Genomic DNA, 23,794 nt, shown 5'->3' with positions numbered 1-23,794 from the left:
AAATTTTGGATAAAGTTTGGATAAATTGCACTAAGGTAAATGCAAAAAAAAAAGCCCCCAAAGTAGGGGGGTGCCTTAGCTTATTAGTAATCAGGCGACTTATGCGCTTATGCGTGGGAAAAACGGACTCTACTTTTTTAGCATTAAGCTTGTTTGCTCTCCAATCGTTTTAACTGCCGCTTTTATTCTATCGTTAGGTACGTTCGCATAATTCAATCGCAAGCAGTTTCGGTATTTATCCGATGCTGAAAATAAGGTGCCGGGAGCGATAGCGGTATCATATTTTAATAATTCCTTATTCAGTTCCAAGGTATCAATATCACCCGGCAATTCTACCCATAAGCCCACACCGCCTTGAGGGTAAGTCATTTTAGTGCCTTCAGGGAAATACTGCTGGACCCAGTGGATCATGCAATCTCGACCACGCTGGTATTGAGTTCTGGCTGTTCTCAAATGCTTTTCGAAATAACCTTGTTGAATAAACTTCGCGAGTGCAAGCTGAGGTAAAGCGGTAGAACCCAGCGAGGTTATAAATTTCAAATGGGTAAGCAATTCGCCATAACGCCCAGCAGCCACCCAGCCAATGCGCAAACCTGGCGCAACGGTTTTCGAAAAAGAGGAGCACATCAATACACGACCTTCGGTGTCGAAAGACTTTATCGATTTAGGTCGCGGCGTTTGATAAACAAGGTCGCCAAAAATATCATCTTCGATAATGGCAAAATCATAACGTTCTGCTAACGCTAATAATTTTCGTTTGTTCTTTTCCGGCATGATGTAACCCAGCGGGTTATTAGACGTGGGTATCAGTTGAATGGCTTTAATTGGCCATTGCTCTAACGCCAACTCTAAGGCCGTCATACTAATACCTGTTTCAGGATGCGTCGGTATTTCTATGACTTTTAAACCGTTGGACTGAATTGCTTGCATCGAGCCATAAAAACTCGGTGAATCAATCGCAATAATGTCACCGGGTTTGCTAATCGCTTTTAAACTCAGCGACAACGCTTCCTGGCAACCAGTGGTAATAACAATGTCATCAGGGTGAAGAAAGCAGCCTGAATTTTGCATCAACCGAACTATCTGTTCTCTCAATTCTTCGAGCCCATTGCCTTTGGCATTCTCAAATAAACAACGGGGGTGCTGTCGCGAAAGATCAGCATGAATACGTTGCAAGGGTTTGAGTGTTTTTAAGGTGATATCAGGTGCGCCACCCCCAAATGCAACAAAGTTATGATGACTTTCGGTGGTCGTCAGGGTGAGTACCTCATCCCAATGGGCAACATCAACAGGCTTTTGTTCAGGGCGACTAATATCTGGGAGTAAATCGGTATTCTGTTGCTGCTGAACATAATAGCCAGATTTCGGTTTGCTAATCACCATACCCGTATCTTCAAGCAAGTGATAAGCCTCTTGAACAGTTGAAATGCTCACGCCACGGGTTGTGCTCATGTCCCGGATCGATGGCAGCTTTTGTCCTGGCTGATAATAGCCATGCTCAATTTGATCTTTAATTTCTGTTGAAAACTGTTCGTATAGCTTCATGGAAAATGGTCTGGTTTTGCTGATTCTAAAATATTACATAAGCATGACAGATTTACAATTATAAGATTTTAAGCAGTACAGATTTTTTTTTAAACAACATGACAGATCAGGTTTTTTTCATCTGTCTTCTATTAATTTTGTGATTTTTGAATCTGTAATGCTCTTCGACTTACGCTTATTGTATCTAAACAGCAGCAATACACAGATAGCAGCAACTGTCTAAATGAAGACAGTAATAACGTAATTAGTAAAGGAGCACAGCATGAAGTCACAATTAGGCTTACTTAACCGTTTAAGCCTGCGGTACTTAAAGGAATGTTTGGATCAGTACTTAAAGCAACTAGCTCTATATAAACATCGCTACAGCAGTAGGAAAGCATTGCTTAGACTTGATGAAAACCGCTTGAGAGATATCGGCATCAGCAAACAGCAGGCAGAGGAAGAAGCTAATAAACCTTTCTGGAAAGGTCATGATATGCACAACAAACAGCAGAATAGCCTAGAGAAAAACCTGGAGCAGAATAACGTAGAAACGCATAGTCATTTCCCATTAAACGAGTGCAGTAATAAAGTTATAAAAAACTCGCTATAAGTAGGGGGGGTGCCTTTATTTATCTTTAAGTTCGCCCTCTATTCTATCTAGGGTATCTCCAAGACGACTAAACTCGTCATTGTAATTAGTATCGTTTACATAACCCATCACGGCATCTTTTACGTTCTGTGCGTATTCACCAATCAATGGCGCGTCGACAAATAACGTCAGCAACCAAATTAAAAATGCGATAAATACCGACGCGCCAATGATTGCGCCTAAGCCTCTAAAAACACCCGCGACAAAATTGGTCCAGACAATGCGCCAGGGGCTAGATGAATAGCGAATAAATTCCTTGAGTGCATGATTGGCGCGTTCTTCGTTTTTATCCATTTTCTTTCCTTATAAATGTCGAATGCTTTGATCAGAGCTTTCATTTTTCAGTAGTTTACCTTTCCATTGGGTTGTTCGCCAAAATTTCTGAGCTGACGGTTAAAACTAGAGGCTGTATGCACTGATAAAATATTAAGAACCTTGCATAGCTTATTTTGTTGTTATCTTCGTCGTCTTTTCCTTTCTTTTTTCTCTTATCTCCTCGTTTTACTTATCCCATATTATCATTCTGGAATTTTCTAACTGGCTGATTTTTAAATGTAAATATAATTTTGTGTTCCTGAATTATCCGAACAGAAGTATCGCCTTAACCTTTTGATTATTGTTTGAGTCATTCAACGATTAAGCGAAATAAAACAGGTGATAGAGATGACAATAAGCAGTTCAACCATTCGTGTTTTTTACGATGGCGCATGTCCATTATGCCAGCGCGAAGTACAGCGCTATCAAATGCTGATGTCTCCGCAAAACGAAGAGATCGACTGGGTTGATATCAGTAATGATGCGGATGCACTTAAGGAAGAATGCATCAATTATGACGATGCGATGCGGCTCATCCACATTAAAGACGGCAGCGGTGTGCATCAAGTCGGGTTGGAAGCGATGCTCACCCTGTGGGACAAAATACCGTATTACCGAGCAGTTTCTGGATTGATTCGTAAGCTGCCCAAGACGCACCCACTGTTAGCAAAATTCTATGAATTTCTCGCCAAGCATCGCATGACTTTTTCTGGGAGGCGCAAATGAGCACTAACAGAATATTAAAAACGAATGAGTGGCAAGATCTCGTCAAATACAAGCCTTGGGAAGTTGCCAAAGAAATTTCATTGCCATTGCCCTGGTTTATTTTAGAAATGTGGGCAGCGGCTAACCAGCACACAATGTTGATGTTATTTGCTGCCGCCTATTTTTTTCTGACCTGTTTACGCGTTTCGCATAATGCGTTTCATTATTGTCTGGGGCTTTCCAGAACCGCGACAGATGTCGTGATGTTAATACTGAGTGTTTTCATGATGACATCAATGCGCGCCACGCAAGTCACACACATGCAACACCATCGCCATTGTTTGGAAGAAAATGATGTAGAAGGCTATATCGCTAAATTAGGCTTTTGGAGCATGTTGCTACAAGCGCCTTTATTTACCCTTAAATTGCATAAAGAAGCATTAAGCCGAAGCGCTATAAAAAGCCTTAAGCAGAACTTCTGGATAAAATTTGAAATTGCATTAAACGTTTTCTGGATGAGTGCCGTGTGGTTTTGGTGGGACATTGATGCGCTAAAAATTCATACCGTGTTGATGCTGTTATCGCATGCGATATCACCGATGTTTACCGTATGGAGTGTGCACCATGATTGCGAAGATAACGCTTCTGATTACGACTCAAGAACACTTCGATCATGTTGGTTGAGCCCACTTGCCTACAACATGTTGTTTCATCTTGAGCATCACAACTACCCCGCGATACCTACCTGTCATTTACCCCAGCTTTCCGAGCGTTTAGATAGCGCGGGTTTAATCAATTACAAAACTGTCATTTAACCGAGGAAAACCAATGAAAGATCAAACAAAACTAAAAATGAAAACGCACAAAGAAAGCCCACGCATGGCTGAAAACACATTGACGAATGGAGAGTTTGGGCAAGTACTTTGGGTCCCTGCAAAATCACTCTGGTATACCTCTCATTTATTCATAGCGGTTGTGGGTGGCGCATACTTTTTCTCCCTCTCCGCTTTGGCTGTTTTTATAGTATTCACGGCTACCACAGTTTGCCTAGGTCATTCATTAGGCATGCATCGTCGCCTCATTCACAGCAGCTACGAATGCCCGAAATGGCTCGAGTATTTCTTTGTTCACCTTGGTGTATTGGTGGGTATGGCAGGCCCGTTGGGAATGACTCATCAGCATGACCTCAGAGATTGGGCGCAACGTAAACCGCGTTGTCATGCTTATTTACGTCATGGCAGCGGCATCATCAAAGATGCGTGGTGGCAATTGCATTGCGATTTGAAACTGGACCATGCTCCTGAATTTTTGCCAGAAGATGATTTAAAGCAAGATCGTATCTATCGCTTCATGGAAAACAACTGGATGCTCCAACAACTCCCCTGGGCAATCGTCTTATTCTACTTTGGTGGCGTGTCTTGGGTCGTGTGGGGGATTTCAGCACGCATTGTCGTTTCCATAACAGGTCACTGGCTAGTCGGCTATTTCGCGCACAACGAAGGCGAACGAGATTGGCATGTCAATGGTGCCGCTGTTCAAGGTCACAATGTTCGCTTCGCTGGTTTACTTACGATGGGTGAGTCATGGCACAACAATCATCATGCGTTTCCCGGGTCAGCGATGCTGGGTCTTTATCAAAACCAATCTGACCCAGGTTGGTGGGTGTTGAATAGGCTCATGAATTTAGGATTAGTGTGGAATGTGAAGCTTCCTGCTGATTTAGATTATAGAGAAGAATTAATGCCTATTGAGCATAGAAGCCAGGTAAGAGGAGCCATGAAACTTCCACAGAAATGTCCATTACTCAGTCATTTTCAACAGGCATCGAGTTAGCATTTTTTTATGAGTAATCAGCTTACGCACTTAGCTTGAACATTTAGTTTACAAAGTAAGTCAACTGCACAGTATCACCACATAAGTATCAGTTTGACTGCATTTGAGTTCTTTATGATGCAGTCACCGAATCACAAAATTTTGATCAGAAATGAGGAATTAGAAATGTCTGAAAAATTAAAGATACCCGAAAAAATTATGATAAAAAACATCAACATTAAGTCTTTTAAGACTCTAATGATTATTGTGTTTATTTACCCTATTTTACCGCTGGGCCTGTTCGCAACGGTCTTATTGTTTTATGGATTTGGCTCGTTGGTCACGAGTGGTTTTCAACATACAACATTCAGTCAGGTGGTGGTTCAGTTTCTACTGTTTTCTGGCGGTGCATCAGGCTTGCTAGGAGGAATAATGATTTTGATAAATCGCATCAATCTAACAAGCTTATTGTTGTTTCTGCACGGTGCCGTGTCTTATACGTTTGTTGCAGTACTCATTTTGTCATTTGGAACAAACTGGAATTCGCCATGGCTGTTACATAGCTTTTATATTGCGATAAGCCTTGCGGTCGTTGCGTTTCAATTCTATTTGCTGGTGAGGAAGGTCTATGTTGATTATCAAACAAATAAATTTGTAGATGTCATGCTGCCAGAAGCTGTGATTAAAACGTCTTCAGAAAAGCTGTAATCAGCTCTTCTTTTTGGTCTTTTTAAGCGCCAGCATCACTGGTTTAACTTCTTTGGTTTTCAGGTTCACCTGCATCGCAGTTTTAGAATGCCCATGGACAGTATCGCGGGCAATGACACGCACCGTTGTTATATCTGCGGGAATTTCTACGCCAGAAGTATTACGTGTAAAAGGCTGTTCATTCACATGTGGGTGATAGAGCGTGCGCGTTGCTAAAATTTTGTCGTCAGGTGCAATCACTTGCCATTCGTTGGCGTAATGATCCCAACCTGCATCTTCATGTTTAAGCGTTACCGCAAAGGTCCATGTTTTATTTGCTGCCTGATGGACTTTTACATCGACAATCTCGACTTCATTGGCATGCGCTACTGCAGTTGAAATTAATAATACGGGCAAGATAAGTGTTTTGATTAACTGTTTTATTTTCATGATTTCCTTTTCGTTAAATACTCGTGCTTTTACATTTCAACTGAATAACCGTCGGGGAAATAAAACAGCTATTTCCTCCGGCGGTTATTTTCTTTCGATTTTATTCTCTTAAATCTAACTCGAATAAACTTGCGTTAATATAGTAGCTTAAATGCTCATATTTCAGTAGCTCAACCTTTTCTTTTCCTTGTTCTGCGTACTATTTTGCAGGTCGGGATCAAGGCTAGAGGTAAAATCAGAACTATTAAAGAACGTTGAGAAACTTCCCTGAATGGCACCTATCAACTTCTGTTTTTGCACTTCAGGCAGGTCCTTCTGTTGTTGAATATCTTTGATGATTTGATCGCGTTTGCCCTCAAACACGAATTTTTTCTCATCGTTATTCGTATCTTTAGACTTTAATTCGATATGAATTTTTCCATCTTTGAGTGTTTCCATGCTCAACGATTCTGACTGAGAAAAGCTCTGGACGTTGTTGCCATTTTTGTCAGTAAACTGTTTCCCGAAATCTTTAGGGAAATCAGGGAAGCTCGGCATAGCAGGGAAGTTATAAAACGGAGCCGTAAAATTCCTGTCAAAACCAGAGTTGAAATCTCTGTCAAAGCCTCTGTTAAAGCTTCTGTCAAAGTTTTGAAAAAATGGATGATTCCAACGGGGTGGTGAATTCCAGAATGGATCATTGCCAAAGTTAGGCCAGGCACCAAATTGATTGCCATTCGGCCAGCCCATAAATGGTTGGCTCCAGTTTTGTTGTGGACTAATCTCGCGCGATCCTATTTTTGCACTGGTAGTGTGTTTTTTTCCCGTACGGATATATTCAATGTTGATAGCGTCTCCAGTATTGCTCTGCTGTACCAGACTATAAACTTGCTGACTATTTGCCACAGGTGTTTTATTAAAACGCGTCAGAACATCAAAAGCTCTAAGTCCTGCTTTCTCAGCGGGAGAGTGTGCTTGTACATCGGTTATCATGACACCCGCGCCATTTTTAAGTTGTGCTGCTAACTGGCTTTGCATCGCAGGGGATAACTGCCCTAATGAAACGCCCAGCCATTTTATCTGAGCGGGATTCGTTACCGTGTTTGGCTGATTGTATGAAAGTTGATTGCCCTGAGCAGTTTCATTGCCTTTGGCGGTTAATGACGTGCCAGCAAGAATACTGATGCTACTTAATAATATGAGTGAAATATTTTTACTCATGGATTGATTCATGACTTTCTCCCAAATAGATTAATAATGTGGAATTAAGACACATTGAATTCACAAATTGTTCCCTGATTTTTATCAGAATTTTTTAATGGGAGTTTGTAACAGGAATCTTTAGCAGGAATCTTTAACAGGAAATTATGAGGAGTGACTATGAAGTGCTATTCTCACTAACAAGAATAAGCAAAATAGGACTCAACTAGATGGATTCTATCGTTCAGAAATCAGTAAAAGAACAGCGTAAACACCTGAGTAAATTAATCGGGGGATTGCTATCTGATCTTGCGAGTGATCTTGTGCCTTACATGGGTAAGCCAGAGCGATTGAATGACTTTTTGACCTTGGCAAAGAAAAGTCTGCCTTATTGCAAATACATCTATGTCCTCGATAAAGATGGGATTCAGATAAGTAACACTGTTAAACACGAAGGTGAAATTACAGAGCACCTAGGGCGCGATAGATCGCAACGACCTTATCTGGTAAACCTGTTCTCTGTCAGAGACGGCGACGATTTTGAACTCTCCAGTGCCTATATCAGTAAAAACCAGAAACGCCCCTCATTGACCGCGGTACAAATCATTCGTAATGAGGAAGGCGAACGGCTTGGTTTTCTTGGCGTAGATTACGACCTGCGCGAATTGCCGCGTAACGACAAGATTTACGAAGAGCCACGTAAATGGCGTCAAATCAAGGGTGATCCTGCCATTCGCGGTGGTTTGTTCATGCAATCCCGTGTCGAAAGCCAGATGGATAAACGCCTCGAGGAAGTCATGACAATACTCGAAGAGTTAATGACCGAGCACGGGGTTTACCATTGTCAGATTCATTACTCCAGCAGTCGAGTAACAATCTGGCACGTTGATGACCCCTATACCTACCGTATTTTGACCATGGATGAGCTATCCGATTCTGAAGTGTGTCTGGCCTATCCTAAACGCCCTTATTTTGAACGCAATATCGTTCCCAAGCCCGATGTATGTAATACCTTTAAGCAGTTTTTCGCCTTGAGATTTGCAGATGATACGGTGTATTTGCGCTCTGGTTCTTTGAATCTGGTTAATGGTTTTGTCGGACTGAATTTCTCTTGTGATGGCACGCATTATCTAACCTTCGATGACTTTTTAGAGAAAGGACTGGAATTCTGGTTCGGCTCGACAGATGAGATATTTGGTATCGATGCGCATATTGAAGCAAAGACGAAAGAAATCGCTGACGAAAAAAATGCAGACAGCGAGTCTGGCAGTGAAGTTAACAAAGCTGAAATGGATAAATTAATCGAAGAGATTGCACTTCGTGGTTGCCTCGAAATAAATCAGATTCTAATGCAACTTTCATCAGAAACACCCCCAGAGTTTCTGGCTGAATTAAATGATCAGGAACGCCAGTACATCTACGATGAACTCAAGTCGGTGATGGATATCTACGAAGGTGAAGTCTGCTCTATCTAGAAATTATCCTTGGTTAAACGCTTGCTGAAATAGCTCATTCTATTCTGAAATATTCCCTGTCTATTTCTCTGTTTTATTGTTCGAAATGAATATAAATATCCAGACAACCATCAAAACAATGATTACTTCATCTATACACAATATTTAATTATTTGCCTTTTTCAAAAAAACGGCTAAAAGTAGGGGGGTGTGTTAAATAATGTATTCATGATTAAAGTAACGGTTTAGAGGGTGTTTTGGTGGGAAATTCAAATAAAAATTCAGGTGAGTTGTTTTCAGATGAGACGATGCAATATGTAAAAGATTCTTTTTATCATGTTGATGTCGATTTAAACGGTCGTAGCCGTTTGTTTTTTGATAATGCTGGCGGCTCTTTCCGTTTGAAAAAAGCGGTAGAACGATACGCAGAAATTTCGGCTAGCCCAGATTGTCTCGATCGAATGCATGACACGGCAGTCCACCTTCAGGGGATACAGAATAAAGGTCAGAAAGACTTCCGGATGTTGCTAAATGTCGAAGGCGGCACGGTTTATACAGCACTCACCGCATCCAAAGCGATGTTTGATATGGTGCGAGTCATTACAGAAAATGTTGCTGGTACAAATATCGTGACCACTATTCTGGAACACCCTTCGTCTTATGATGCGATGGAGTTAAACGCCAGCCGCACCAATCGAGAGCTACGTGTCGCGAAAAGCAACCCAGTCACTGGTGGTGTTGATGTTGATGAGGTTATAAGTTTAGTCGATGAAAATACTGCACTTTTAAGTGTGATTTACGCCTCGAATATTTCAGGTGCAAAACTCGATGTTGAGTCGATTGTTGCTGCTGCCAGAGCAATCAAACCTGATTTATATATCATTGTTGATGCTGTCCAGCATGCGCCTCACGAAATCATCGACTTGAAAAATATTCCAATCGATGGCATCAATATCGCACCGTATAAATTCTTTGGCTGTCGCGGCATGGGATTAGCATGGCTATCTGAGCGAGCGGCAGAATTGCCACATGACAAACTCAGCGGCAAGAAAAGCCATATTTGGGACTTAGGCAGTTCTGATCCAGCGCAGTACGGCATGTTCACTGAAGTCATTGATTATGTTTGCAGTCTTGCAACCAGAGAAGATCAAGACCTTAAAGAAGCAACAAGACGTAATCAATTTACTGCAGGCATGCAGATGATTGCACTGCACGAGCGAGCCTTATTATCAAGAATGTTGAACGGTGCAGAAGGCGTTACAGGATTGCGCGTGATGGAGAATCTCGACGTCTATTTAGACCATGATGATCTGACAAAACGAGATCTGATTCTAGCGATCAACTTTAAAAAGATAGACCCAGCTTCAGCCGTTAAACAATACGATAAACAAGGCGTGACCGTGTTTGAAAGAGTGAACACCAGCCTGTATTCAAAACGTATGCTCGAATCATTTGATCTCGAAGGCGCAATCAGAGTTTCGCCTTTGCATTGTCATTCAATCGAAGATGTTGATAAGTTTTTAGCGATTACTCAGAAAATGGCAACTCATGAAAACGAATCTTGAGCATATATCAGATAGCCCACATTTTTGTGGGCTGTCTGAGTAAATTTTGATGGTTAGATGAAGATAAAAGCTAATTACATTCAACAACTAATGATTTATCAGCGGGAGTAAAAAAGCCTTGAGATTGGTTTTTTTGATTTAAAATATTGTAGCCCCTGCCTCCGCACATTTCCCCAGCTTTTTGGTAGCATTGTGCCATGGTAACTGCTGAGCAATTGATTGCATGTCCAATCTTCCCGTTAGGTGATGAAATAGGAATACTTGTTGCACACCCTGTAAGTAATATTGCGATAAGAGAAGATGGAAGTAATAGTTTTATTGTTTTCATATTGGGCCCTTATAAAAATATAAATGTAATGTATTTTTTATTATTAGTGAAAAAATTATATATGCTTTGTAAGCAATGTAAAAGTTTTTGGAGTTACTCAAAGTTACTTTTTTTTAAATTTGATTATTATTTTTTTACTTAATTTCTAGTTATATGCCATATAAAAATAAGGATTAGAAAAACCCCTCATAAGTAGGGGGGTGACTGCTAGACTTCATAAAACAGCAATTATCAGAGTGTAAATGCTCGGGTTCTCCCTACAAGTTCCATTTGCTCAGGCTTATTTCAGCTATCCAGAAAGTACATTGCAATCAATGCAAAGCAACAAGGTGTCACATGGAACAGGTTCAGGAAAATACTCTAGATCAAATTGAAAAAAGGAATATAGCAACCGGTTTTGCTTTTGCTATCGCGGGCACCACCTTATTTTCATTAAAGTCGGTATTGATAAAAATGGCCTTTAACGAAGGTATCGATGCCACCACGCTTTTAATGATCCGAATGATGATCGCTATGCCGTTTTATTTGATGGTTCTCGCTTATGCGATCAAAACCCGTCCTCAAAAAGCCGTCGAATTAAGAACCAGCGATTTCTTTCTAATCGTCGGTTTGGGTTTTATGGGGTATTACCTCGCATCTTATCTGGATTTTCTCGGGCTTGAATACATAACCGCTCAACTGGAACGTTTAACCTTGTTCACCTATCCGGTGATGGTGGCTTTGCTAAGCTGGATATTTTTTGGCGAGAAAATCACCGGTCGGGTGTTTGCATCGCTGATTATTAGTTATCTCGGCGTTACTTTTCTGTTTATGAACGAATCATCAGGGGAGAACAGCAATACCGGACTTGGAACGCTTTTAGTCGGTGGCGCTGCGTTGAGCTTTTCCCTATACGTGATATTCAGCAAATCCTTTATTACGCGCCTAGGTAGTCTTATTTTTACCAGCATCGCGATGTCTACTGCAACCATCTGGATTGTGATTCAATTCTTCAGCACCCGCGACTTGAGTGATTTAAATGTATCCCCAAAACTTTGGCTATTAGGTTTTTTATTAGCTATTTTTTGTACCCTGATTCCCAGCTTTTTTACTAGCGAGGCGATCAGCCGTATTGGTGCCACCCGCATGAGTATTACTGGCAGTATCGGGCCGGTGGTAACTATTCTGTTGGCGGTATGGTTGCTGGACGAAGCGTTCGGCTGGACCCATGCAATCGGTTTATTGATGGTAATGATAGGTGTGGGTTTACTCAGGGCTAAAACAAGTCCCGGTAAATTAATCAGCGGGATAAAAAAGTCACCCCCCCACTTATAGGCGTTTTTTTAACAACGTCTTTTTATCTATGAGATAGACCTATCCGTTACTCGATAACAGTGTATTTTGCGAGGATTGCTTGTCGGCTTTGATAAAGTAATCTTTAAGATAATCGATCAGCAGGCGTAGCTTTTTTGATCCGGCACTGCCCGGCGGAAACACACCGTAAACATCGATATTATCGAGATGATAATCTTCTAATACCCTTTCTAATAAACCGGCTTTAATTTTGGGCCAGGCATCGTAAAGAGGTATTCGCCCTAAACCATGACCGCCTTCAACAAAGGCGGTACGAGCCGCCGCATTATTGGTGCTAATGCTACCTTTGACGGCAACACTGTATGAGCGTCCGCCTTTGCTTAAGGTAATCGCCCCCGAGGTGAGCTTATAAATTACCCATGCATGTTGAGATAATTCTGAAGGTGTCGATGGGCGACCGTGCTTTTTTAAATAGGCCGGTGAACCACATAAGCAGGTAGGTAAGGTAGATAGCTTGCTCGCCTGTAAGCCTGAATCAATTAACGGCGCCCCACGAATAGCCAGATCAATACCTTCCTGCATGATATTCACCACTTCGTCTGTGAGCATCACGTCTAATTCTATTTTTGGATAGAGGCGACGAAAGTCGTTGAGTGCTGGCACTAGAATCTGTAAACCGACGTTAACCGGGCAAGTGATTTTTAATAAGCCGACGGGTTCGTTTTTAAGGTTTTCCATTTGCTGATTCGCTGTAGCAGCTTGTTCAGAAATGATCCGGCAGGATTGGTAATACTCCATTCCCGCTTCGGTTAATGCGATCGATCGTGTGGAACGATTCAGCAGTTTTACGCCAAGCTGTGATTCCAGCTTTTTTATGTGGTAACTCACAACGGCTCGGGATAAGCCAATATGTTTGGCAGCAGCGGTCAGGTTGCCTTGCTCCACCACCTGAGCAAACACCACCATGCTTTTAAGTTGTTCAAATTGCACATCCATGCATGGATTGTATCAATAATTCTAACAGTGTTGTTGAATTTCTCCGTATTGTTCAATACATCAGTGAGGAATAGAATGCACTCAACGTCGAAATAACAGACGAACCTTATTAACTTTGAAAGTAGTTTTAACAAATAAAAGAAGAGATAAAACAATGACTGATTTAAAAAGTAAAAAAATATTAATGGTACTTACCTCTCATGCAGAGCTAGGAGACACCGGAGAAAAGACAGGTTTTTGGGTTGAGGAATTTGCTGCACCTTATTACACATTTGTAGATGCTGGTGTTCAGATAACCCTAGCGTCACCAGCAGGTGGACAACCTCCAATCGATCCAAAAAGTGAAATGGAAGATTTTCAAACAGCTTCGACTAAACGCTTTGATGAAGATAAAGAAGCACAAGCATTAGTGGCAAATACGCACAAACTAGCAGAAATGAAATCTTCAGATTTTGACGCTGTATTCTACCCGGGCGGTCACGGTCCATTATGGGATTTAACGGAAAATGCGGATTCTATTGCACTCATCGAAAGTTTCCTCGCCGACAATAAGCCGATCGCTGCGGTATGTCATGCGCCAGCTGCCTTCCTGAATATTAAAGATGCTGATGGCGAATTTTTTGTTAAAGGCAAAGCAGTTACTGGTTTCACAAATACCGAAGAAGAAGCCGTGGAATTGACTGATGTTGTGCCTTTCTTATTAGAAGATGAACTTGTGAAACGTGGTGGCGATTATCAAAAAGTGTCTGACTGGAATGCTTTTGCAATTCAGGACGGTTTACTGATTAGTGGCCAAAACCCTGCAAGCTCAGAGCTAGCAGCAGAAAAATTATTAGCTGCACTTTCTTAAGTGTAACCACAAAAAGATACGGAGAAAATAATGTTAAATTTTAGTTTTCAAAATACCACTCAAATTCATTTTGGCGAAGGCCAGATTAAAGTCCTGAGCGAAGCAATTCCAAAGACATCAAAAGTATTAGTCACTTATGGTGGCGGTTCTATCAAAGGGAACGGTGTTTACGATCAGGTTGCAGCTGCATTAAGTGAGCATACCTGGTTCGAGTTTTCTGGCATCGAGCCAAACCCGAAATACGACACTTTGATGAAAGCGCAGGATTTAATCAAAGAACATGATATCGACTTTTTATTAGCAGTTGGTGGTGGTTCAGTTATCGATGGCACGAAGTTCATCGCAGCTGCAGCGCTATTTGAAGGAGATGATCCGTGGGACTTCGTCGCTAAAGGCGCAGTGGTAACCAAAGCGTTGCCACTTGCATGTGTATTAACACTGCCAGCAACGGGTTCTGAGTCAAATAGTGGTTCGGTAGTTACTCGTGATGGCAACAAACTGCCATTCATGAGTCCTTTTGTGCAGCCTCAATTTGCGGTACTTGATCCTTCAGTAACACTGTCGTTATCTGATCGACAAATCAGCAATGGCGTCGTCGATGCGTTCGTACATACCATGGAGCAATACCTGACTTACAGCGTTAACGGCAAAGTACAAGATCGTTTTGCTGAAGGTTTGTTGCAAACACTTATCGAAGAAGGACCAAAAGCATTAGTCGCTGAAACTAAGAATGATTTGGAAGTTCGCGGCAACATTATGTGGGCGGCAACCATGGCATTGAATGGCCTCATTGGTGCAGGCGTTCCACAAGATTGGTCGACTCACATGATCGGGCATGAATTAACCGGTGCTTATGGCATTGACCACGCGCGTACTTTATCGATCGTATTACCTGCGGTAATGAAAGTATGTACCGAAGCTAAGCGAGAGAAACTATTACAGTATGCCGATCGTGTCTGGAACCTTACTGAAGGTGATGAAGATTCACGCGTGAGTCGTGCGATTGAATTGACTGAAGAATTCTTTAAAACCATGCAAGTGCCAACGCGTTTGTCTGATGTTGATTTAGGCGAAGCCGACATTGATGGCTTGATTGAAAAACTAACACAGCACGGCATGGTGAAATTAGGTGAACACGGCGATATTACGCCTGAAGTTAGCCGTAAAATCTTAGTGACTGCACTGTAAACAGCAGTCTTTAAAAGAGGAAAAAATGATGACAATTTCAAATAAACAAAACGCTGAAAATAACCGTCAATGGCTATTGGCAGCTCGCCCACAAGGGGCGCCAAAATTAAGCGATTTTAATTTTGTAGAAACAGATATACCAACGCCAAAAGAAGGCGAAGTGCTACTGCGTACGGTGTACTTATCCCTAGACCCTTATATGCGTGGCCGTATGAATGATGCGAAATCATACGCAGAACCAGTAGCAATTGATGAAGTGATGGTAGGCGGAACAGTATGTCGCGTAGCAGAATCTAATCACCCGGATTATGAAGTCGGTGAATGGATACTTTCGTATTCTGGCTGGCAGGATTATTCGATTTCGAATGGCGCTGGCTTATTGAAATTAGGCAAAGAGCCTACAAAACCTTCTTACGCTTTAGGCGTAATGGGTATGCCGGGCATGACTGCTTATATGGGCTTGCTGGATATCGGACAACCTAAAGCGGGTGAAACCGTGGTGGTCGCCGCTGCAACTGGAGCCGTTGGTAGCATGGTTGGTCAAATTGCCAAAATACAAGGCTGTAATGTCATTGGTATTGCTGGTGGCGAAAAGAAATGTCGCTCTGCGGTTGAAGATCTCGGTTTTGATGCGTGTATCGATCACAAAGCCCCAGATTTTGCTGAGCAATTAGCCAAAGCCTGTGATGCTGGTATCGATGTGTACTATGAAAATGTCGGTGGCAAAGTATTTGATGCAGTTCTACCGTTATTAAACCCTAAAGCACGTGTGCCATTATGTGGTTTGATTTCACAATACAATGCGACTAGCTTGCCAGAAGGTCCTGATCGTTTATCAATGCTTATGGGTACCTTGTTAACCAAACGAATCAAGATGCAAGGCTTCATCGTATTTGATGATTATGGCGACCGTTATGATGAATTTAGCCAAGCCATGTCTAAATGGTTGCAAGAAGGTAAAATTAACTACCGCGAGCATCTAATTGACGGCTTAGAAAATACCGTAGAGTCATTTATTGGTTTGTTAGAAGGCAAAAACTTCGGCAAGTTAGTAATGCAGGTTGGGCCAGAAGCGCTTTAACTGTTCGGTAGTAGACTATTTTATCGCTATTTTTATCACTATCCGTTTAGGATAGTACAAAGCCCGAAGCCCGAAGCATCGTCTTCGGGCTTTTTTATGGCTCTTTTATAACGTAATGTCTGCATTAAATTGACACCCCCGTACTTACAGCCACTTTTTTGCTTCTTCAATAACCGTATTCACTCTGTTAGGCAAGGACTTACTGCGTTTGGTACCGAGATATAAGGTCTCACTGATTGGATTGGAAAGGCGGTGGGTTTTAATCAGTTGTGATTTCTGTATCGTATTTTTTAATGAATTTTGTAATGTGTTTTGAAAATTTTCTACCGCAAATGCCGGTAATACGGTAAAGCCAAACCCTCTGCTCACGGGCTCCAGAATCAGGCTGATCTGATTAGAAAACCCTTTCTTTTTAAACTGGTTGCTGTGTTGAAATTCCGGATAGTTTGCACCCAACAGCAAGCCAGCATGATATGCGCCATCAGGGTGATCAATAAAGCCTAGTTCGAGTAACTGTTCCCAGTCTGGCGTTAAAAAATTCCCCGGTGTTACCAGTAACAATTCTTCTTCAGCAACCGCATTGATATTGACGTCAGCAAGGTTTGAAGGGCTCGTCAGAAAACCGATATCAATGTCATTATTGGATATGGCTTTTTCAATATCGGAATTGGGAGCAAAGCGATAATCAATCACCAGTTTAGGGTGCTGCTGTTGTAAATCGAGCAGGTGAGGGTACAGCTTGAGCCCCACGCTTCCCGGCGACATTATCCTGACAACTCCTTCAAAGGCGTGGTCTTCTTTGACTCGTTGCTCAAGGTTGGAGAGCGATAAAATAATTTCCCTAGCCTCTTTATACAAAAGTTCGCCGGCATCGGTGAGGGTGAACCGTTTACCTTGTCGAATCAGAAGTGCTCGACCTAATTGCTCTTCAAGTTTATGTATATGCTGGCTGACGCCCGACTGTGTCATGTGCAGACGTTCGGCGGTACGCGTGAAATGCTCTACTTCCACAAGGGTACAAAAACTACGTAGGTAAATTGGATTTATCATTACGATATATACTTAAAATTATAATTAATGATAATTATACATAATCATTTGTGCTTTGTACTATCACGCCATCTTAAACATAAACAAAGGAAAAAAAGATGGAAAACGTATATCCGAGAAACTTTTCTCACATTGGTATTTCAGTACCAAATTTGGAAGAAGCCGTTAAATTTTATACGGAAGTGATGGGCTGGTATTTAATCATGAAGCCAACCGATATTGTCGAGGACGATAGTCCCATTGGTGAAATGTGCACGGATGTATTTGGTGCAGATTGGGGGAGTTTTAGAATAGCCCATCTTTCAACGGGTGATCGTATCGGAGTTGAGTTGTTTCAATTTGAAAACCAGAAAAATCCCGAAGATAACTTTGAATACTGGAAAACAGGCATGTTTCATTTCTGCGTACAGGATCCGAATGTCGAAGAATTGGCAGAACGCATTGTTGCCGCTGGCGGTAAAAAACGGATGGAAAAGCCTCGTTATTACTACCCGGGTAAAAAGCCTTATCGCATGATTTACATGGAAGACCCGTTTGGAAACATTCTGGAAATTTACAGCCATAGCTACGAACTGGTTTACAGCGAAGGCGCTTATTAAGCTCGTTTCAATAGAGACAATACCGCTGAAAACGGATGAAATTCATTCTTGAATCCCGAATGAATTTCATCCGCTTAAGGAAAAAATGAAGCCATTATTCAATGTCGTTATTTATAGCGCTGTGTTTCTGCTAATTTCATCATAAATTAATATTAGTTTATTACTATACTCATGGTCTTGTTAGAAAAGGCTGTTTAAGCTCGATAAAGTCCCCTCTTCATCGCTTATTTCCAGATAAGTCTTGACTATCTATATCAAACGTTAAAGAATGCGCGATCATACCGATCGGTACAAAATACTTAAAAATCATGAAAACACTAAATAGACTATTAATTATATGTTTGGCAGTTACGCTAGCTGCTTGTGAAAAACCAGAGGCTAATGCTGCCCCCGGTGGAATGCCTCCAGCCCAGGTGATTAGCACCGTGGTTAAGCCAATGGATGTGCCTGTGAGCTTTTCTTATACGGGGCAGGTAGCTGCTTCGCATGAGGTAGAGGTGCGCGCCAGAACATCTGGAATCATCGAAAAAAGATTGTATGAAGAAGGTCGTTTTGTCAAAGAAGGCGATCTGTTATTTACGATTGATCGTGCCCCGTTGAATGCAGCCATGGCGGAAGCCAAAGCAGCGTTAGTAAGTGCTAAAGCGGCTAAAAGTAGTGCTCAGGCACAGTTAAAGAAAGCACAACGTGATTATGCGCGCGTGATTCCTTTGGCAAATAAAAAATTATTAAGCCAAAGTGATAAAGACGATGCGGAATCAGCGCTGGAAATTGCAAAGGCTGCAATCTTACAAACCGAAGCAACCATTTTGCAGGCGGAGACAGCGATAAAGACCGTTCAAATCAGTCTTGATTACACCAATGTAAAAGCATCGATTTCTGGTATTGCTGGACGCGCGATGAAATTACAAGGCAGTTTGGTTCAAGCGGGAAGCGACAGTTTATTAACGACGATTTCTCAAACCAATCCCGCTTATGTGAACTTTGGTATTCCTGAACCAAAACAGATCAGTCAGCAACAAGAGATTAGCTCGGGTTTGCTGAAAATCCCTGCGTCGGGTTTCAAGGTGGCGTTAACTTCCAGTAACGGGCAACAGCTTCCGCAAACAGGCATGGTGAGCTTTGAAGATTATAAAACCGACCCAAATACCGGTAACTTTGCTGTGCGAGCAACGGTTGATAATCCACAAAGACTTTTATCGCCAGGACAATTTGTTCGAGTTAACCTGCTCGGTGCTATTCGCCCACAAGCGATTGTAGTGCCACAACGTGCCGTGCTGGATAACCCACAAGGCAAGTATGTGTATGTCGTTGGCAAGATGAAAGGCAAAGACGGTAACGAAATGACGGTTGCTCAACAGCGACCGGTTGAAGTCGGTGAATGGGTGCAACTCGACGGTGATTTGGAAAACGGCTGGATTATTAAATCAGGGCTTAATGCGGGTGATGAAGTTGTTACGGAAGGAAGTGCGCGTATCTTCTTCCCGGGTATGCCGATTATGACTGCTGCGGCAGCGGAGAAGCCGGCATCTAAACCATCTGCGCCAGTAAAAACCGAAGATGCTACAGAAAAAACGCCCCAAAGTGGGGGGGTGACTAAGAATAATTCTGAAGCGAATCAGCAACAAGCTGATGTGCAAAAGCAGGAAAAAACCACAGATTCTTCAAATCTCATGAGCTCCGAATTAAAGAGTGAATTAGAAAATGAAATGCAGAACTCGGTAGATAACGACACCAAGAAATCTATCAGTAATGAGACTGCCCAAATGAACAATAATAAAAAATCTTCAGAGCAATAATCGATGTTTTCTCAATACTTTATAAATCGACCGATATTTGCCTTCGTAATTTCGATCTTCATCATGATTGCGGGTCTTGCCGCGATGCGAACCTTGCCTGTGGCGCAATATCCGGAAATCGCACCGCCGACTGTTCAGGTGGTTGCTGTATACCCCGGAGCCTCTGCTGAAATTGCGGCGCAAACCGTTGCCACACCGTTAGAAAATGCCATCAATGGTGTTGAAGATATGCTGTATATGTCTTCAACCTCAACATCGAATGGTGTGAGTACGATCACTATTACCTTTCAAATCGGTGCTGATGTAGATAAGGCCGCACTTAATGTAAATAACCGCGTAAAACAGGTAGATGCACGCTTACCGCTGGAAGTGAGGCGTAATGGTGTTACCGTTTCCAAAGGCTCATCGGCATTCCTGCAGGTACTGGCGTTTTATTCTCCCGAAGAACGCTATGATGATTTGTATATATCCAACTATATAACCTTGAATGTGCTGGATAAGCTCAAGCGTATTCCCGGTACCACCAATGTGCAGATTTTTGGTGCGAAAGATTACGCCATGAGAATCTGGGTAAAGCCCGATCAACTTACAAAACTAGGTTTAACCATTACTGATGTGGGTGCTGCTCTAACCGAACAGAATGCGCAATTTGCTGCGGGTAAAATTGGTCAGTCGCCAACCAAAACCAATCAGGAAATGGTTTACAGTATTACTACCAAAGGTCGACTTTCAACCGTTGAAGAATTTGAAGATATTATTCTGCGAGCCAATGATGACGGCAGTTTGCTGCGCTTAAAAGATGTCGCAAGAGTCCAATTGGGATCTAAAGACTATGAATTCAGAGGCCGAATTAACGGTAATCCTTCTACTTTGATAGGTGTGTTCTTACAGCCCGGTGCCAATGCATTGAGTGTCGCAGATGAAGTACAAGGCACAGTCAAAACACTGGCTGAAAGTTTTCCGGATGGTTTGGTTTATTCAACACCCTACGACACCACGCGCTTTGTTGAAGTTTCTATTCGAGAGGTACTGAAAACCCTTGGCGAAGCGATGTTGCTGGTGTTTCTCGTTGTGTATCTATTCCTACAAAACTGGCGCGCTACCTTGATACCGACGCTGGCGGTTCCTGTTTCATTGCTGGGTACATTTGCTGGTTTACAATTGCTTGGCTACTCAATCAATACTCTAACCCTATTTGGCATGGTGCTTTCCATAGGTATAGTGGTCGATGATGCCATCGTGGTGCTGGAAAATGTCGAACGGATCATGCACGAAGAAGGTCTCAAAGCACGCGAAGCCGCTTTCAAAGCGATGAAGGAAGTGAGTGGGCCAATAGTGGCAATTGTGCTGGTGCTGGTTTCGGTATTTGTGCCAATTGCCTTTTTGGGTGGGCTTTCTGGTGAATTATATCGGCAGTTTGCGATTACCATTTCAATATCGGTGACCTTGTCTGGAGTGGTCGCATTGACGATGACGCCCGCCTTATGTGTGTTGATTCTTAAACATGAACACAAAGGAACGAACTTTTTCTTCCGTGGTTTTAACACCTTTTTTACCTGGGTGACTCGCCGTTATGTGGGCACAGTAGGGTTTATGATTCGTCATTCGTTTATCACTATTCTGTTATTCATGGTGATGGTTGCCGCAACAGTTGGTTTGTGGAAAATCACACCGAATTCCTTAGTGCCTGATGAAGATCAGGGGTACTACATCGCTGCTGTTTTCTTGCCTGATGGCGCTTCACTGGATCGTACTGACAAGGTGGTTTCTGAAGTATTAAAAGCGATCAAATCCAATCCCAATAACGAAAATGTTGTGGCATTTACCGGTTTTGATTTCCTCGGTGGTGGTTATAAAAACAGTGCTGCAACGATGTTTGTTACACAAAAACATTGGGACGATAGAGATGTTCCGACCAAAGCGTTGGTGGGTGAGCTCTTTGCAAAAACGGCTCATATTAAAGAGGCCTTGGTTCTGGCATTTAATCCCCCTGCCATTTTTGGTTTAGGTAGCACCGGTGGCTTTGAGTTTTATTTACAGAATAAAGGCGAGGGCGGTTCGAAAGCGCTTGCCGCTGCCATGGATAAATTCAAAGGCGCGGCACAACAAGATCCACGTCTAGGCAGGGTAAATAGTTTATGGCGTCCTGCAACGCCTCAGCTTTTTATCAATGTAGATCGTGAGCGTGCCAAGTCTTTAGGTATCTCACTGGATAGTGCGTTTAATACACTGGCGGCAGGTTTAGGTTCTTACTATGTGAATGACTTCAATAAATTTGGGCGCGCATGGCAAGTATTGCTGTCGGCCGATGCAGAATATCGAAAGACACCAGATGATGTTGGTCGCATGTATGTTCGCAGCAATAAAGGTGAAATGGTGCCTTTATCGGCCTTCGCAAAAGTGGAATATAGTTCGGGCCCTGATACGATCGATCGTTTTAACAACTTACCCGCGGTTAAATTGATGGGTGAAGGTGCTCCGGGTGTCAGTTCGGGGCAGGCCTTGGATGCGGTTGAAGATATTGCCAAGAAGTCATTATCGTCTGATTTTACCTACGATTGGACCGGCTCATCTTTTCAGGAAAAACAATCCAGTGGTAGCTCTGCAATGGCATTAGGCTTAGCGGTAATCATGGTGTTCTTGATTCTAGCCGCACTTTACGAGCGTTGGTCATTGCCGTTGTCTGTATTGCTGGCATTACCATTTGGTACTTTCGGCGCGTTAGCGGCAGTTTATCTGCGTGATTTCACCAACGATGTTTATTTCCAGATTGGACTGGTGACATTGTTAGGACTAGCTGCCAAGAACGCCATTTTGATCGTTGAATATGCCTTATACAAGGTTGAAGATGGAATGAGTGCCACGGCTGGTGCGATGGAAGCAGCACGTTTGCGGTTCCGTCCGATTATCATGACATCGTTGGCGTTTATTTTAGGCGTAGTGCCTTTGGCATTCTCTAGTGGTGCGGGTGCGGGAGCGCGTCAATCAGTAGGTACAGGTGTAATGGGCGGAATGCTGGCAGCGACTTTCCTTGCGGTATTCTTTTTGCCTTTTTTCTTTAAGTTACTGATGGATCGTAATTTAAAAACCAATCCTGCTGATTTTGAAAAAAAGGAAGACTAGCTTAAAAAAAGGCTTAGCTTTGCATAAATTCCTTAAGTCATTTAAACAGCAAAATGAAAAAGTCGCTTAAAGTAGGGGTGACTTTGTTTTGTTTGCTGGGTGTCAGATTTTTTAATCTGGTAATAATTGATCTCTCCCGGGAAAATGCCCTGTCTTAAATTGCATTTTCCCGGGATTGTTGACCAGTGATTTAAGCAGTGAACGTAATTCTAAATCGCGTTCTTCCAGTGATACTTTTGCTTGTTTCTGCCAGCTCAGTTTATGACCGGAGTAGCCTCCGAAAGGCACATCTGAAACTTCTAACTCAAATTCGTGTTGATATCTGTAATTGCCGATATCGCTTCTGCCACATTTGCCTTTCCAGTAAATATCATACAATCCGGATTTCGGGTTGCGTTTAATATGCATGTGGTGATCTGCCATGTCATCCCAAGAAAGGATGTGCGAATGAAATGCCGGAATTTCATAGTTATTATCGTCGTCTGAGATGGTTTCAGGTATTGGATCAATAACCCGCGCAAAATCACTTAAACATTCGATATCAAATCCTGTTTCTTCATCGGCGATAACCATGTCCTCGTGGCTGGCAATTGAGGTTGCGTAGGCAGCACCATAATTGAGCCATGAACTAATGGATTCCCAATTAGACGTTTCTTCTCGCTGTGCCTCTGATACGGCTAGCATCTTTTCGAAATGATCGGGTGGACAATAATCTTCTGAGCGAAATCTTAAATCTAAGGTAGCTTTGGCGGGGATGTCGCCTCTAGATCCATGCAGTAAAACACCCAGTCGGAAGTCTTTCAACGGATGACCTTCGGGCCATGGATTTCCCGGGAATTTTATTATTCCGTGCATCTCCGACTCTCCTGAAAGCGTTACTTCTCTCACGCAATAGTTCTGTATAGCTGAATAATCTAAAGCGAACAATTACCCAAATGTACGATTGCGCAAACTTTCTGACTGTATATTCCAATGGTCATTGTTTGGTATCTTGCCGTTAATTTGAGTGAAAATAGGTACTTAAATAAGATCTGTTTTTTAGTTTATGCAAGCAATATTTGCATGCTTTGCAATATGTCGGTATTTAATCAAAAATTAGTCTACTATTAAGCGTTAAATCTCACTCAATTAACTAGGAGTAATC

Annotated in this window: 22 protein-coding genes; 14 read left to right on the top strand and 8 right to left on the bottom strand. The window is 42.3% G+C overall.

From position 1 onward, the window contains the following. Nucleotides 1-129 precede the first annotated feature (129 nt). Nucleotides 130-1,545, bottom strand: a complete 1,416-nt coding sequence (locus OO007_RS01340; protein WP_325807433.1) for an aminotransferase-like domain-containing protein — start codon at nucleotides 1,543-1,545, stop codon at nucleotides 130-132. 262 nt (nucleotides 1,546-1,807) lie between these two features. Here OO007_RS01340 and OO007_RS01335 point away from each other — a divergent pair, with 262 nt between their 5' ends. Next, entirely contained in the window at nucleotides 1,808-2,137 is a 330-nt protein-coding gene (locus OO007_RS01335) for a DUF1127 domain-containing protein (protein WP_325807431.1), read from the top strand. A 15-nt stretch (nucleotides 2,138-2,152) separates the two neighbouring features. On the opposite strand, the gene OO007_RS01330 is transcribed toward OO007_RS01335, so the two are convergent. Next, nucleotides 2,153-2,470 (bottom strand): DUF5665 domain-containing protein, encoded by a 318-nt coding sequence (locus OO007_RS01330; protein ID WP_131904235.1) that lies wholly within the window; start codon nucleotides 2,468-2,470, stop codon nucleotides 2,153-2,155. 369 nt (nucleotides 2,471-2,839) lie between these two features. Between OO007_RS01330 and OO007_RS01325 the strand changes: the two genes are divergently transcribed. The 4 genes from OO007_RS01325 (at nucleotide 2,840) to OO007_RS01310 (ending at nucleotide 5,716) form a co-directional block, all read left to right on the top strand. Further along, the gene (locus tag OO007_RS01325; protein WP_325807430.1) at nucleotides 2,840-3,217 is read left to right on the top strand and encodes a thiol-disulfide oxidoreductase DCC family protein; all 378 of its coding nucleotides are present in this window, start codon (nucleotides 2,840-2,842) and stop codon (nucleotides 3,215-3,217) included. After that, the gene (locus OO007_RS01320; protein WP_325807429.1) at nucleotides 3,214-4,011 is read left to right on the top strand and encodes a fatty acid desaturase; all 798 of its coding nucleotides are present in this window, start codon (nucleotides 3,214-3,216) and stop codon (nucleotides 4,009-4,011) included. The genes OO007_RS01325 and OO007_RS01320 overlap by 4 nt, the downstream gene beginning before the upstream one ends. Before the next feature lie 13 nt (nucleotides 4,012-4,024). Further along, on the top strand, nucleotides 4,025-5,029 hold the full coding sequence (locus OO007_RS01315; protein WP_325807428.1) for an acyl-CoA desaturase: 1,005 nt from the start codon (nucleotides 4,025-4,027) through the stop codon (nucleotides 5,027-5,029). Between the two features lie 237 nt (nucleotides 5,030-5,266). Next, the gene (locus OO007_RS01310) at nucleotides 5,267-5,716 is read left to right on the top strand and encodes a hypothetical protein (protein WP_325807427.1); all 450 of its coding nucleotides are present in this window, start codon (nucleotides 5,267-5,269) and stop codon (nucleotides 5,714-5,716) included. Here OO007_RS01310 and OO007_RS01305 read toward each other — a convergent pair whose 3' ends face one another. Further along, nucleotides 5,717-6,145 carry a hypothetical protein gene (locus OO007_RS01305; protein ID WP_325807426.1) on the bottom strand — a complete coding sequence of 143 codons (429 nt, stop codon included), beginning with the start codon at nucleotides 6,143-6,145 and terminating at the stop codon, nucleotides 5,717-5,719. It lies immediately after the preceding gene. Between the two features lie 162 nt (nucleotides 6,146-6,307). Beyond that, entirely contained in the window at nucleotides 6,308-7,357 is a 1,050-nt protein-coding gene (locus OO007_RS01300; protein ID WP_325807425.1) for a S1C family serine protease, read from the bottom strand. Between the two features lie 197 nt (nucleotides 7,358-7,554). On the opposite strand from OO007_RS01300, the gene OO007_RS01295 reads away from it, so the two are divergent. Together OO007_RS01295 and OO007_RS01290 are read left to right on the top strand one after the other, a co-directional pair. Further along, on the top strand, nucleotides 7,555-8,799 hold the full coding sequence (locus tag OO007_RS01295) for a PDC sensor domain-containing protein (protein WP_325807424.1): 1,245 nt from the start codon (nucleotides 7,555-7,557) through the stop codon (nucleotides 8,797-8,799). 239 nt (nucleotides 8,800-9,038) lie between these two features. After that, nucleotides 9,039-10,343 (top strand): aminotransferase class V-fold PLP-dependent enzyme, encoded by a 1,305-nt coding sequence (locus OO007_RS01290; RefSeq protein WP_325807422.1) that lies wholly within the window; start codon nucleotides 9,039-9,041, stop codon nucleotides 10,341-10,343. 70 nt (nucleotides 10,344-10,413) lie between these two features. Here OO007_RS01290 and OO007_RS01285 read toward each other — a convergent pair whose 3' ends face one another. Further along, a complete protein-coding gene (locus tag OO007_RS01285) occupies nucleotides 10,414-10,671 on the bottom strand; it encodes a hypothetical protein (protein WP_325807421.1) in 258 nt (85 codons plus the stop codon). A gap of 336 nt (nucleotides 10,672-11,007) precedes the next feature. Between OO007_RS01285 and OO007_RS01280 the strand changes: the two genes are divergently transcribed. Continuing rightward, nucleotides 11,008-11,985: a DMT family transporter gene (locus OO007_RS01280; RefSeq protein ID WP_325807419.1), complete on the top strand. Its 978-nt coding sequence runs from the start codon at nucleotides 11,008-11,010 to the stop codon at nucleotides 11,983-11,985. 39 nt (nucleotides 11,986-12,024) lie between these two features. On the opposite strand, the gene OO007_RS01275 is transcribed toward OO007_RS01280, so the two are convergent. Next, nucleotides 12,025-12,960 (bottom strand): LysR family transcriptional regulator, encoded by a 936-nt coding sequence (locus OO007_RS01275; protein WP_325807417.1) that lies wholly within the window; start codon nucleotides 12,958-12,960, stop codon nucleotides 12,025-12,027. Nucleotides 12,961-13,114: 154 nt separating this feature from the next. On the opposite strand from OO007_RS01275, the gene OO007_RS01270 reads away from it, so the two are divergent. The 3 genes from OO007_RS01270 to OO007_RS01260 are packed head-to-tail and all read left to right on the top strand — an operon-like array spanning nucleotide 13,115 to nucleotide 16,079. Then, complete coding sequence (locus tag OO007_RS01270) at nucleotides 13,115-13,810, top strand: type 1 glutamine amidotransferase domain-containing protein (protein WP_131904227.1); 696 nt, start codon at nucleotides 13,115-13,117, stop codon at nucleotides 13,808-13,810. 30 nt (nucleotides 13,811-13,840) lie between these two features. Next, nucleotides 13,841-14,998: an iron-containing alcohol dehydrogenase gene (locus tag OO007_RS01265; RefSeq protein WP_325807415.1), complete on the top strand. Its 1,158-nt coding sequence runs from the start codon at nucleotides 13,841-13,843 to the stop codon at nucleotides 14,996-14,998. Nucleotides 14,999-15,023: 25 nt separating this feature from the next. After that, complete coding sequence (locus OO007_RS01260) at nucleotides 15,024-16,079, top strand: NADP-dependent oxidoreductase (RefSeq protein ID WP_325807413.1); 1,056 nt, start codon at nucleotides 15,024-15,026, stop codon at nucleotides 16,077-16,079. Nucleotides 16,080-16,223: 144 nt separating this feature from the next. On the opposite strand, the gene OO007_RS01255 is transcribed toward OO007_RS01260, so the two are convergent. Then, nucleotides 16,224-17,129 carry a LysR family transcriptional regulator gene (locus OO007_RS01255; protein ID WP_325807411.1) on the bottom strand — a complete coding sequence of 302 codons (906 nt, stop codon included), beginning with the start codon at nucleotides 17,127-17,129 and terminating at the stop codon, nucleotides 16,224-16,226. 98 nt (nucleotides 17,130-17,227) lie between these two features. Here OO007_RS01255 and OO007_RS01250 point away from each other — a divergent pair, with 98 nt between their 5' ends. The 3 genes from OO007_RS01250 (at nucleotide 17,228) to OO007_RS01240 (ending at nucleotide 22,650) form a co-directional block, all read left to right on the top strand. Further along, nucleotides 17,228-17,728 (top strand): lactoylglutathione lyase family protein, encoded by a 501-nt coding sequence (locus OO007_RS01250; protein ID WP_325807410.1) that lies wholly within the window; start codon nucleotides 17,228-17,230, stop codon nucleotides 17,726-17,728. Between the two features lie 308 nt (nucleotides 17,729-18,036). After that, nucleotides 18,037-19,527 (top strand): efflux RND transporter periplasmic adaptor subunit, encoded by a 1,491-nt coding sequence (locus OO007_RS01245; RefSeq protein WP_325807409.1) that lies wholly within the window; start codon nucleotides 18,037-18,039, stop codon nucleotides 19,525-19,527. Nucleotides 19,528-19,530: 3 nt separating this feature from the next. Further along, a complete protein-coding gene (locus OO007_RS01240; RefSeq protein WP_325807407.1) occupies nucleotides 19,531-22,650 on the top strand; it encodes an efflux RND transporter permease subunit in 3,120 nt (1,039 codons plus the stop codon). Between the two features lie 111 nt (nucleotides 22,651-22,761). Here OO007_RS01240 and OO007_RS01235 read toward each other — a convergent pair whose 3' ends face one another. Beyond that, nucleotides 22,762-23,505: a hypothetical protein gene (locus OO007_RS01235; protein WP_325807406.1), complete on the bottom strand. Its 744-nt coding sequence runs from the start codon at nucleotides 23,503-23,505 to the stop codon at nucleotides 22,762-22,764. Between the last annotated feature and the right edge of the window lie 289 nt (nucleotides 23,506-23,794).

This window comes from Cocleimonas sp. KMM 6892, from assembly GCF_035798195.1.
In the GTDB taxonomy this organism is placed as follows: domain Bacteria; phylum Pseudomonadota; class Gammaproteobacteria; order Thiotrichales; family Thiotrichaceae; genus Cocleimonas; species Cocleimonas flava.
This window is presented reverse-complemented; position numbering and strand designations above follow the sequence as displayed.